The organism is Morganella sp. BCCO 40_0007 (assembly GCF_032989665.1).
Lineage (GTDB): Bacteria > Pseudomonadota > Gammaproteobacteria > Enterobacterales > Enterobacteriaceae > Morganella > Morganella sibonii.
In genome coordinates, this window is sequence record NZ_JAVBIN010000006.1 from 34,854 (window position 1) to 47,124 (window position 12,271).

The following is a 12,271-nucleotide window of genomic DNA, read 5'->3' on the forward strand; positions in this document are numbered from 1 at the left end:
GCAGTATCAGGATTGCGGGTGATTTAAAACGAATAAAGCGTCGCGACAGACTCACCGAGTTTTTTTGCCAGATCAGATGCGGCATAACGTTCTGTCACCACTTCGATATACGCAGCGCAGTCACCGGTTTCCGCTTCCCGGATCGCCTCATCCAGTTCCGTGCAGGTGGTGACACGGCGGCAATACCAGTTGTCACATCCCAGCGCCTGCGGCAGCTGTGCATAGCGCCATTGCGGCAGGTCGTTATAAACGGCTTCCGGGTCTTTGCACAGCAGGCGCTCAATCAGATAGCCGTCATTGTTCAGCACAAAAATCAGCGGTTTCAGACCAAAACGGCCAAACTGGCTGATTTCCTGAGCGGTCAGCTGATGTGAGCCTTCGCCGGTGATCAGAATCAGTCTGCGATCAGGTGCGGCAACCGCTGCACCAAAGGCTGCCGGGGTTGCCCAGCCGATAGAACCCCATAACGTTTGGTTATGGAACTGCGCCCCTTCCGGGAGCAGTGCAAAGCCCAGCCCCATAGAAACCGTGCCGGTTTCAGCGATGATAATATCGTCTTTTCTGAACAATTGTTCAAAACGGGGATACAGATACTGCGGGGTAATGTTACCGGATGCTTCCGTCACCGGCTTACCCAGCCCGGCAGCAGGCGGTATACGGCACTCTCTGTGCGGCAGAACGGCAGTCAGGGCAGGCAGCAGATCCCGCATATACACATTCTGATACACCGCCGCGCCGATGCGGACATGATCCGCCATTATACTGATTAGCTTTTCCGGTGCGATATCAGCGGTAAAACTGCCGGTATTAAAATCGGTCATCACCGCCCCGATACCCAGCACACAGTCACTGTTCTCAACAAATTCCCTGACCTGCGGGTTCATCAGCTGACCGTTGTACATTCCGGTATAATGCGGATCAGATTCACTGATAATCGCTTTATCCATAAACATGGTCGCGTACGGCAGGCCGGTCTGACGGATCAGGGCCTGTACGTCATCAATCAGTCCGGAACGTGCGGCCAGCATGCCCGGCAGGATACAGACCGACGGGCTTTCGGCCAGTTTTGCGCTGATCGCCGCCACGGCTTCTGCCAGCGCGGTGCTGTCACTGACCGGTTCTGCCGGTACGGTAAGGTGCTCCGGTATCTGAACCGGTTGTGTGGCGTAATCAAACGGAAAACCGATATAGACCGGACGGCGCTCACGCAGTGCGGCTGCGATCAGACGTTCTGTCTCTGCCACACAGTTTTCCGGGGTCATTACGGCGTGCGCACAGGAAAGGCGCTGTCCCAGTTCATAAAACAGGCTGAAATCCCCGTTGCCTAAGGTGTGATGCACCAGGCGGCCGCTGTTTTGCACGCCGCTGGCCGGCATACCGACCAGATGAAAGACCGGCAGATGTTCAGCGTAAGACCCGGCAATACCGTTGATGGCACTCAGCTCCCCGACACCGAATGTGGTGGAAAGCGCCGCCATGCCGTTAACCCGCGCATAGCCGTCAGCCGCATACGCGGCATTCAGTTCATTACAGTTACCCATCCATTGCATAGTCCGGCTTTCGCAGACGGCGTCCTCAATCGGGAAAGCAAAATCTCCCGCCACACCAAAGACATGGCGGATACCTAAATCCTGCAGGCGGCTCAGCACATGTTCAGCGACTGTTTTTGTCATGATGATCTCCGGTAATACAGTGGCTGATTTATCAGCCTTAAATGATTAGTAATATGAATGAGTTTTAGCGGTAATTACCGGGAATAGGAAATGGTTTATACTCATCGGGGCTATAACAAAAGGTAATAGGTGACGGTCATGGATATACGGACATTGCGCTATTTTACGGAAGTGGTGCAGCTTAACGGGTTCAGCCGGGCGGCGGATGCCCTGTTTGTGACACAACCGGCTATCAGCCGCAGTATTCTCCGGCTGGAAGAGGAGCTGGGATTTACCCTGCTGACACGGGAACCGGATGGTGTCCGGCTGACAGACGAGGGCGCGGTTCTGTTTGATCACGCAACCCGTATTCTGGCGCAGTTTAACAGTATGAACAAAGCGTTACAGGATAAATCGGGGCCGCTGACCGGCACTCTGAATGTCGGATTACCGCCGGTTATCGCATCGACCTATTTTGCCGGCATCATTATGGCGTTCAGTACCCGCCATCCGCAGGCGGAACTGAAAATTCTTGAACTCGGTACAGAACAGATGGCGGAGGCGATGGCAGAAGGCAGTGTGGAAACCGCCGCCGTTATGCTGCCGTTTGATAATACCCGTTTTGATTTACAGCGCTTTGCAACCGATCGCCTGATGCTGCTGGTCAATACCCGGCATCCGCTGGCCACCCGGGAGCAGGTGAGTTTCCGCGAATTAGCGGATGATAAGTTTGTCCTGTTTTCCGAAGATTTCCGTATCAATGAGCTTATCCGTAACGCCTGTGGTATTTACCATTACAAGCCGGTGGTGGCAGGGCGGAGCAATCATCTGGATCTGATTATGGCGATGGTCAGCGCCGGGGTCGGCGTCACGCTGCTGCCGGAGAGTATGTGGCGTATACACCGGACGGACGGGCTGGCGGCGGTCAGTGTGGCGGACCCGGTGCTCTCTTATGATCTTGCGCTGGCAAATATGAAAGGATATCAGAGCCGCAGTTGTCTGGCCTGGAATGCGCTGGCGCGGGAAATGCTGGGGATCACGCCCGGCGTTCCGTCATGACTGAAAAAAGAAAATATACAGAATAAAAACAATGATAATCACCGCGATGATATACGACGGTATGTGTTGTTTTCGTGTCAGAGCGGCGAGAAACCCGGCAATCAGCGGGCGGGAAACCGGCTCCGCAGGTTCGCGGGGTTGTTCTGAGATGTGATTTTCCGGTTGCGGAGGGGGCTGTTTGTCAGGCTGCGGAACGGGCTCCTGCGGCGGTGTTACCGGTGGTGGTGTCTGTGCTGCCTGCTGCTGAGCCCGGAGTTCTGCCTGCTGCCGTTCAAATGCCCGCAGCGCCTGTTGTTCCCGCTCTCTCTGCTGTTTCCGCTGCTGCTGTTGTTCCGCTACTTTCTGAAATGCCCGCAGCCGCTCTTCTTCCTGTTGTTTCAGGCGCATCATTTCCCGGTGTTGTTCTTCCGGTGTCAGCGGGCGTGGTGGTGTTTTTCTGCGTGGCGGAGATGGTGCCGCAGATGGTGGCGGGGAGGGTTCTGCGGAATAGATATCGGACAGCTCCAGGCGGTATTTTTTCATAAATACCCGTGCTTTTGAAAAGGCATTCGCCGCCTCATTCTCATTACCGGCATTTTCGGCAAGAGACATCAGCTTTCTGACTTTTTCGATGGCCTTTTCTCTGTCATTCATCATTTCACATCGCGTATTTATCCGGCAGATAACCTTATCATACGGCGAATTATAGTGAGGGAAAGGATGAAAACGGTGTTGCGGGATATTCAGTAAATAATACCGCGTTACGGACATGGTTTTTTTAAATTGTTTATAAAACAATACGCACAGAAGATAAAACGGATAAAAAAAGCCGTCTTCTGCTGAAGACGGCGTGAATGCATTATTCAGTTATTTATTTACGGGCATCCAGTAACTGCTGCGCGTTTTCTTTGGTAACCTGAGTCCACGGAATTGCGTAACGTTTGTCTTTACCGTCATTCCATTTCAACTGGTCAGCATACTGAATCCAGATTTGGGATTGTGGTTCGTATTTGTCGCCTTTGACCGCTTTCATTGCCAGGTCGATTGAACCCTGCATCTGTGCGTTGGCATCCTGGAGAATAGAGACCATTTCACCGTCCTGAACAGAGCGGATAGCGTCAGATACACCGTCAACACCGGCGATAGAGAAATCACTTACATTCAGACCGGCCGATTTAATCGCTTCAATTGCACCCAGCGCCATTTCGTCGTTCTGTGCGATCACGCCACCGATTTTGCCGCGGTGTTTCTGTAACCAGTTTTCCATCAGCGGCATGGCTTCCGCGCGTGACCAGTTCGCCGTTTTGCGCTCCAGCACTTTTATCTTACCCGGGCCGCATTCAGCGATTGCTTTGTCATTACCTTCGCCGCGCTGAATTTCACCGCTGCCGCCTTTCGGCCCTTCGATAATAACCACGTTACCTTCACAGTTCATTTTTGCCAGAACCGCTTTGGCTTCCATATAACCGCCGAGGACGTCATCAGATACTACTTCTGCGGTCATTTTGTCAGTATTCAGGCGGGCGTTGGTGACAATAACCGGGATTTTAGCGTCATTCGCCATGGTGACCACGTCGATATTTGCTTCGTAATCCATCGGGTTGATGATGATAGCATCGGTTTTGGTCTGGATTGCGGTTTCTGCCTGGTTGTTCTGAACCATCGGGTCATAACGGCCATCATAAACTGTGATGATCGCTTCACCGTTTTTCACAGCCGGATGTTCTTTTGCGGATTTTTCCATTAACTGGACAAATTCGGCTTTCATGCCGTACATCAGAACAGCAATTTTCACCGGATTGTCCTGTGCCGCAAATGCCTGTCCGCCCATCATCAGGGCTGTCAGTGCAGCGATTTTGGTCAGTTTTTTCATGGTCATTCCTTCATTGTGTAGGGTAGTTTTGCTTTTGTTTTTTGCTGTTTTCGTCTTTTTTACGCGTCATCCTTCAGCCTGTGGCTGTGTTGGCTGCGTTCAGCCTTCCGGGTCACATACTGATGTATGCTCCCCGGAATTCTTCACTTGCCGCCTTACCACAGACTGAATGATATTGCGTAAACGCGTCATGCAGAATGTGGCGGTGTTGCCCTTAAACTGAAAGAATCTGCGTGGTACTGCCATCAGTCACGGCGTTGCTTACGTGACGGATCCAAAAGTACGGCGATAACAATTAATGCGCCTTTGATAATCTGCTGGTAATACGACTGCACGCCCAGCAGGTCGAGACCGTTATTCATCACACCGATAATTAACACACCGAACAGGGTGCCGACTAACGTACCCACGCCACCGGCCATACTGGTGCCGCCGATAACCACTGCGGCAATCGCATCCAGTTCGTAGGCGCTGCCGGCACTGGTCTGTGCCGAGCCGGTACGGGCGGTCAGAATCAGCCCTGCAATACCGGCTAACGCACCACACAGGGTGTAAACCAGCACTTTAATTTTAATCACACTGATCCCGGAGGTTCTGGCACTCTTCGGGTTGCCGCCGACGGCATACACATAGCGGCCGAAGGTGGTTTTGTTCAGTAAGATCCAGGCGAGAATAAAGATAGCCGCCAGGATCACCACCGGTACCGGGATATCAAGGATATAACCGTTACCCAGCCAGCGGAAATCACTGTTGAGCTGGGAAACCGGGTTACCGTCAGTGGTCAGCAGGGTCAGACCGCGTGCCGCAGACAGCATCCCCATGGTGACGATAAACGGCTGAAGATTGAATTTCGCCAGAATCGTCCCGTTGAGCAGGCCACAAATGATACCGATACCGAGCGCGATAATCATCGGGATCATCACGGCATTGGCGGTATCACCGATAGCCAGGCCGGTATTGCTGGTGGCGAAACGCGCCGCCACAATGCCGCTCAGTGCCAGCACCGAACCGACGGAGAGGTCAACACCGGCGGTGATGATGACAAATGTCATCCCGATGGCGAGAATACCGTTGATGGATATCTGACGCAGGATAATCAGCATGTTATCCTGACTCAGAAAGTAGTTATTCGTCCATTCGCCGCGGGCTACCTGAACCTCACCGACAACGGCCACAATCAGACACAGCACAAAGAACGCCAGAATGATGCCGTATTTGTGCATGTTTTTCTTGTTACGGGCGATAAATGAGACCCCTGGTGCGGGTGCAGTATTTGTTGTAGTCATGGTCACTTCTCTTTATTCATGCATACGTTGGCGGGTGAGATCACACCGCAAGTTTCATTAAATCGGTCTGGGTGGCAGTGGCGGCGGTCAGCTCTCCGGCGATCCGTCCGTCACGGAAAACAATAATCCTGTCACTCATACCGATAATTTCCGACAGCTCAGAAGAGACCATCACAATGCCCTTGCCCTGCAAGGCGAACTCAGACATAAACTTATAAATTTCTTTCTTGGCACCGACATCCACGCCGCGTGTCGGCTCATCGAGCAGCATCACGTCCGGCTCGATCAGCGCCCAGCGTCCCAGAACCACTTTCTGCTGGTTACCGCCGCTGAGGTTACCGGCCAGTTGATCCGCATCCGGGGTTTTGACATTGAACAGCGCTATCATGTCATCCGCACGGGCCTGCTCTTTGCGGTTATTAATAAAGCCGCCGGTGCTGATGGCACCAAACGAGGCAATATTGATATTTTCATTGATGGAGCGGCCCAGCATCAGCCCGGTATCTTTGCGGTCTTCGGTGACATACGCTATCCCGGCATTAATGGAATCTTTCGGGGTGTGCTTGTCGAGGAAACGATCACCAATCTGAATCGTGCCTTTATCGGCGTGTTCGATACCGAAAATCAGATCGAGAAATTCGGAACGGCCGGAACCGACCAGCCCGTAAATTCCCAGAATTTCGCCTTTCTTCAGTGTCAGACTGATATCGTGTACCTGGTTATCGCGGGATAATTCCCGGACTTCCATAATGGTTTCATCTGTCGGCTCATTGAATTTGGCAAATTCATCTTTGATTTCACGGCCGATAATCAGCTCAATCAGTTTTTCACGGGTGATACCTGTCAGCGGGCCGTCGGTAATAAAGGTGCCGTCACGGAAAATGGTGAAGGTATCGGCTATCTGAAAAATCTCGGACAGGCGGTGTGAGACATAGATAATGCCTTTACCTTTTTCCGTCAGGCGGGTGATCACATCGAAAATCTTCTGCGCATCTTCCTCGCCGATAGCGGACGTCGGTTCATCCATAATGATGATATCGGCATCCGCGTGGGAGAGAGCTTTGGCGATTTCGACCAGTTGCTGCTCCGCCACACTCAGATTGCGCATTTTTTCTGACGGGGAGATCTCAAAATGCAGATCGGTCAGCAGTTCAGCGGTCTGCCGGTTGAGCTGTTTAAAATCGACAAATCCGAAACGGCGCGGCTCACGACCCAGCCAGATATTTTCAGCCACTGTCAGATCAGGAATGGAACTCAGTTCCTGCTGAACAATCGCGATACCGGCATGCAGGGCTTCGAGCGGCTGATGAAATTCACAGCGTTTGCCTTTGACATAGATTTCACCGGCATCCGGACGGATAAAGCCCATCAGGATGCTCAGGAACGTGGATTTACCGGCACCATTCCCGCCGCACAGGGCGTGAATGGAACCTCTCTTCAGTGAAAACTGCGCGTTCTTCAGTGCAACAACCTGACCAAAGGCTTTGCGCACCCCTTCAACCCGCAGTAATTCCTCATTGTCAGCGACAACTGCTGTCATAATGTGACCTCCGGGTATTCTGATGTCAGTAAGGCAAGGTAGTTCTGATACAGCGATTCGTAGACTGCCGTATTTGCCGGGTCCGGCTGTGTCCGGCTGCTGTCATCCAGCTGCACAAAACGGTCACAAAGAGCGGCGAGCTGTGCCTGCGGTGCGCTGTCTGCGGTGAGGGTATCACTCCAGATAGCCTGGATAGCTGCCCCCAGTGCCGCCGCTTCCTGGTTGGTAACGCAGACAACCGGTGCCGCCATGATATCGGCGACAATCTGACGCCATTTCACACTGCGGGCACCGCCCCCGGTCAGGCGGATCTCATCCGTGGAAATGCCCTGCTGGCGGAACAGATCGATACCGAAGCGCAGTCCGTATGTGGCACTTTCCACCACGGCCAGGCTCAGGTTCTGCGGAGTCAGGTTGCTGCCGTCCATATTGTGCAGGCTGGCGCGGGCGTCGGGTAACTGAGGTACGCGTTCACCGTTAAAGAACGGCAGCATGATAAGGCCGTCAGCACCCGGTTTACTGCTGTTCAGCGCGTCATTAAAGGTCTGAATATCCATACCTAATAATGATTGAACCGTGGTGGTGGCGGAGGTGACGTTCATGGTGCAGATCAGCGGCAGCCAGCCGTTGCTGGAGGAGCAGAATCCGGCGATCATCGCGGAATCCGCCACAACCGGGTTTTCGGCAAAGGTAAACAGCGTACCGGAGGTGCCAAGACTCATGGTGGTGATGCCCGGACGGATATTACCGGTGCCGATGGCGGCCATCATATTATCACCGCCGCCGGATGCCACGCGGGTATCCGGGGAAATGCCGAGTTTCTCCGCGATCCCCGGACGAACGGTTCCGATGATTTGCTCTGCACGCACCAGCGGCGGCAGTGCCTGCCATAAGCGGCCTTCCGGATCGATAAGATCAGCCGCAGACTGATCCCATTCACGGGTACGGATATTGAGCAGCCCGGTGCCGGAAGCATCACCGTATTCGGCGCAGGCTTGTCCGGTGAGCCAGAAATTCAGGTAATCGTGTGGCAGCAGCACATAACGCAGCTGTTGCCACAGTTCCGGGTGCTGCTGTTTAAAGCGGATAATTTTTGACACGGTATAGCCGGTCTGCGGCAACACACCCAGGCGCTCAAGCGCGGCCTGTTCGCCGCCCAGTGCATCAATAAACCATTGATTTTCCGCACTGGTCGAGGTATCACACCACAGTTTGGCAGGCGCAAGCACCGTACCGTCATGACTGACCGGCACAAAACCGTGCTGCTGACCGGAAACGGCGAGGGCGCGGATTTCCCGCCCGTCAATTCCGGCGTTCTTAATCGCCTGAGCAAACGCGGTTTCCAGCGCGTCAGTCCACCAGACAGCTTCCTGTTCACGGCTTCCGTCTGATTCACTGATCATCGGGTGAGGGGCTGAGCCCTCACCGAGAATACGCGCGGTCCGGTTATCGGCAATAATGACCTTGGTGCTTTGGGTTCCGCAGTCAATACCGGCATAGAGCGTCATGGTTTACTCCATTTCCAGCACAATTTTCACGTCAGTCGCACGGCCTTCGGCAGCGCGTTCATAGGCTTCGACACTGTCTTTGAACTTGTAGGTTGCGGACAGCAGCGGAGCCACATCCAGTTTGCCGGAACTCAGCAGACGAATGGTGCGCGGATACATATTGGCGTAGCGGAAAATGGTTTTGAAGGTGACTTCTTTCGCCTGTGCCGCCACGATATCCAGCGGTGCCGGATCGATTGGCATACCGACGAGAACCGCAGTACCGCCCGGGGCGATATGATCAGAGATGGAGGCGATAACCGGTTTCGCGCCGCTGCACTCAAACAGGACGTTCACGCCTTCGCCGCCGGTCAGTTCACGGACTTTATCCGCCAGTGCCTGCTGGTCTTTGCTGTTGATCGCATGCAGACCCTGATATTTCTCAGCCACTTTCAGTTTTTCATCAAACACATCACAGATGATGACATCGGAACAGCCGCCGGCCAGTGCGCACAGCGCGGTAATGATACCGATAGTCCCGGCACCGATAACCAGACCGATATCACCCGGTTTGATCCCGGCTTTGGTGGCGGACTGCATACCGATTGCCAGCGGCTCAACCATCGCGCCCTGGGCAAAGGAAACGTTATCAGGCAGTTTGAACGTGAAGGCGGCAGGGTGGATCACGCTTTCACGCAGGCAGCCGTCGATTGGCGGGGTTGCCCAGAAACGAACAGCAGGATCAAGGTTATAGATACCGGCACGGGATTGCGGGGATTGCAGATCCGGAATACCCGGCTCCATACACACGCGATCGCCGACTTTCAGGTGTTTCACATTTTTACCGGCTGCGGTGATCACACCGGACGCTTCGTGACCCAGCACCATCGGTGCCTCAACCACGAACGGCCCGATACGGCCATGCTGGTAATAATGAACATCGCTGCCGCAGATACCGACGGTGTGGATTTTAATCTCAACATCGTTGTCGCCCGGGACTTCATTACTCTGCCAATCCTGAATGGCGATTTTCCCTGCTTTCTCTAATACTAATGCCTTCATGATCATTTCCTTTCATTAAAATGATATCGATATCATTGCTATGATGCGGATAATAGAGCAATGTTTATTATAATTATGTGATGATGGTTAAACTTTTATTAAATAAAGTCCGAATTACTCATGCAGTATTCAGTAAAGGGTCTTACCGGTCACATTTTTGTAACCCGGGGCAGGGCTATAATGATAACGATATCATTCAGGAGAGAGGCCGATGAATAAACAGCCGTACATTGCGGAATCACTGACGATTCTGGAACAGGCGCATATCGTTCTGACAGAAACGGAACAGCGGAATATTGAGATTGCTCACTTTAATCTGCCGGATTATCCGCGCTCGGGTCTGCAACTGCTCACTTACTGCAACAGCCCGCTGTACTGCGCCAAAGAGCTGGTTCTGTTTGCTGACCAGACCTGTCCGGAGCACCGCCATCCGCCATATAAAGACCGGCCGGGTAAGCAGGAAACCTTCCGCTGCCGCTGGGGCGAGGTTTATCTGTTTGTTGATGATCCGGCGCTGACACTGAATCAGGATGCGCAGGGTAACCCAATCTGCCGCCCGCCGCAGGGTGATGAGGAATGGTACACCTGTGATCGCTTTATTCTGCTGCGTCCGGGAGAGCAGTACACCATCGCACCGGATACCCGCCACTGGTTTAAAGCGGGGCCGCAGGGCGCGGTTGTCTCGGAGTTCTCCACAGAGAATACCGATGAGTATGATATTTTTACCGACCCGCGGATAAAAAGACTGGATTGTTAAAAAGTTGTTGATAGTGATTTAAGTGACAAAAAGCGTGTTTTTCACGTGACTGAATCGATTTAGATGATATTATAATGGTATAAAATGATACGTTGCTGCTAAGGAGAGAAAATTGGCGGAACCCCGGACACAGAAAGTCACGCTGGAAAATGTGGCTGCTATTGCGAATGTCAGTAAGATCACCGCATCCCGCGCATTTTCGCAGCCGGATAAGGTTCACCCGGAAACTCTCAGACGTATTCTCGATGCGGCTGATAAAATCGGCTATGTGGTGAATGCGGCGGCACGCAGCCTGCGCGCCAAATCATCCCGCACTATCGGTATTGTCAGCCCGGATATGAGCAACCCGTTTTTCGGCGGGCTGGCAAAACGTATCACGCTGGAAGCGTATAACGCCGGTTATGACACGCTGATGTTTGATTCTTATGAATCCCGTGAAAATGAAGCGCGTATCATTGATAAGCTGATTGGTTACAATGTGGATGCCATCATTTTATCTGTTGTCTCCGCCGAGCGGGTTTACCGCCCGGCTTACATGAAACAGCTGGAACTGCTCAATATCCCGGTCATTCTGGTCGACCGCGAGCTGGATGCCAAAGCATGCAGCGGCGTCTATATCGACAACCTCGACTGCGGATTGCAGACAGGGCGTTATCTGCTGTCACAAAAAGCAGATAACGTGGTGATTGTCTCCGGCCCGGAAGATTCCAATGTGGCTCAGGATCGCGTTACCGGTATGGTAGCCGGTCTGCACGGCCAGGTCAGCAGTGTTAATGTGTTGCATGCGGACTTCCTGATGGATGAAGCGTTTAAAGTCACCGACCATTACCTGAAATACCATTCTGCACCGGACTATTTTGTCGGCTGTAATAACCAGATCTCACTGGGAATTATCAAAGCCTGTATCCGTCACAATCTTATCCCGCAAAAAGATGTCTCGCTGTTCAGCATCGATGAAGTCTCTCATGCTGATATCTACGGATTCAATTTTCCGTGTATTTCCCATGATTTACAGGAAATTTCCTGGCAGGCGATCAATATGGCAGTGCGGCGGGCGACCGATCGCAGCGCCCCGGCGAGCAAGGTGGTTGTGCGCGGTCTCCTCAAATCCTGAATCCGCGTCATCCTCCACTCTGTGGCTGTGTTGGCCGCACTCAGAATTCCGGGTCACATACTGGTGTATGCTCCCCGGAATTCTTCCCTTGCCGCCTTGCCACAGAGCAGATGATTTAGCGGATTCTTTGTTTTGTCATCCTTCCGCCTGTGGCGGCGTTGGCTGCGCTCAGAAAATCTGTTTTTATTTACGCCAGACTTTATGTACACGGCAGATGCCGTACAGAAGAGCGAAAAGCGTAGAGCGCCAGGGATGGCGTGACCCGAGCGAACAGGGATGTGACAGCGCCTTTTCGTTCTGTACGGTATCAGTCGAAGCACTGTGGCAAAATAGGTTTCCCGGAATCCTTCCCTTGCCGCCTTGCCACAAACCGGATGATTCAGCAGATTCCGCGGACAGGGACGTGTCAGCGGCTTTCCGGTTTTGCCGGTTATCCCGCCGCCCTGGTCAGAAAGAGGATGG

The 12,271-nt window shown here is 53.0% G+C and carries 10 protein-coding genes; 3 read left to right on the forward strand and 7 right to left on the reverse strand.

Going from position 1 to position 12,271, the window contains the following annotated elements; translation table 11 throughout:
• Nucleotides 1-23: 23 nt before the first annotated feature.
• Nucleotides 24-1,673: an alpha-keto acid decarboxylase family protein gene (locus tag R5268_RS08440; protein WP_317419175.1), complete on the reverse strand. Its 1,650-nt coding sequence runs from the start codon at nucleotides 1,671-1,673 to the stop codon at nucleotides 24-26.
• 138 nt (nucleotides 1,674-1,811) lie between these two features.
• Here R5268_RS08440 and R5268_RS08445 point away from each other — a divergent pair, with 138 nt between their 5' ends.
• The gene (locus R5268_RS08445; RefSeq protein ID WP_317419176.1) at nucleotides 1,812-2,711 is read left to right on the forward strand and encodes a LysR family transcriptional regulator; all 900 of its coding nucleotides are present in this window, start codon (nucleotides 1,812-1,814) and stop codon (nucleotides 2,709-2,711) included.
• Here the strand turns inward: R5268_RS08445 and R5268_RS08450 are convergent.
• From R5268_RS08450 to R5268_RS08475, 6 genes are all read right to left on the reverse strand, one after another.
• The gene (locus tag R5268_RS08450) at nucleotides 2,706-3,347 is read right to left on the reverse strand and encodes a DUF2786 domain-containing protein (RefSeq protein ID WP_317419177.1); all 642 of its coding nucleotides are present in this window, start codon (nucleotides 3,345-3,347) and stop codon (nucleotides 2,706-2,708) included. The genes R5268_RS08445 and R5268_RS08450 overlap by 6 nt on opposite strands.
• Before the next feature lie 214 nt (nucleotides 3,348-3,561).
• Nucleotides 3,562-4,524: a substrate-binding domain-containing protein gene (locus R5268_RS08455; RefSeq protein ID WP_247719216.1), complete on the reverse strand. Its 963-nt coding sequence runs from the start codon at nucleotides 4,522-4,524 to the stop codon at nucleotides 3,562-3,564.
• Between the two features lie 284 nt (nucleotides 4,525-4,808).
• A complete protein-coding gene (locus R5268_RS08460; protein WP_107679041.1) occupies nucleotides 4,809-5,849 on the reverse strand; it encodes an ABC transporter permease in 1,041 nt (346 codons plus the stop codon).
• A gap of 40 nt (nucleotides 5,850-5,889) precedes the next feature.
• Nucleotides 5,890-7,389, reverse strand: a complete 1,500-nt coding sequence (locus R5268_RS08465) for a sugar ABC transporter ATP-binding protein (protein ID WP_107679040.1) — start codon at nucleotides 7,387-7,389, stop codon at nucleotides 5,890-5,892.
• Nucleotides 7,386-8,897, reverse strand: a complete 1,512-nt coding sequence (gene xylB, locus R5268_RS08470) for a xylulokinase (protein ID WP_317419178.1) — start codon at nucleotides 8,895-8,897, stop codon at nucleotides 7,386-7,388. The genes R5268_RS08465 and xylB overlap by 4 nt, the downstream gene beginning before the upstream one ends.
• Nucleotides 8,898-8,900: 3 nt before the next feature.
• Nucleotides 8,901-9,938, reverse strand: a complete 1,038-nt coding sequence (locus R5268_RS08475) for an NAD(P)-dependent alcohol dehydrogenase (protein WP_317419179.1) — start codon at nucleotides 9,936-9,938, stop codon at nucleotides 8,901-8,903.
• Nucleotides 9,939-10,149: 211 nt separating this feature from the next.
• Between R5268_RS08475 and R5268_RS08480 the strand changes: the two genes are divergently transcribed.
• Entirely contained in the window at nucleotides 10,150-10,695 is a 546-nt protein-coding gene (locus tag R5268_RS08480) for a D-lyxose/D-mannose family sugar isomerase (protein ID WP_317419180.1), read from the forward strand.
• Nucleotides 10,696-10,807: 112 nt separating this feature from the next.
• A complete protein-coding gene (locus tag R5268_RS08485; protein ID WP_317419181.1) occupies nucleotides 10,808-11,809 on the forward strand; it encodes a LacI family DNA-binding transcriptional regulator in 1,002 nt (333 codons plus the stop codon).
• Nucleotides 11,810-12,271 lie beyond the last annotated feature (462 nt).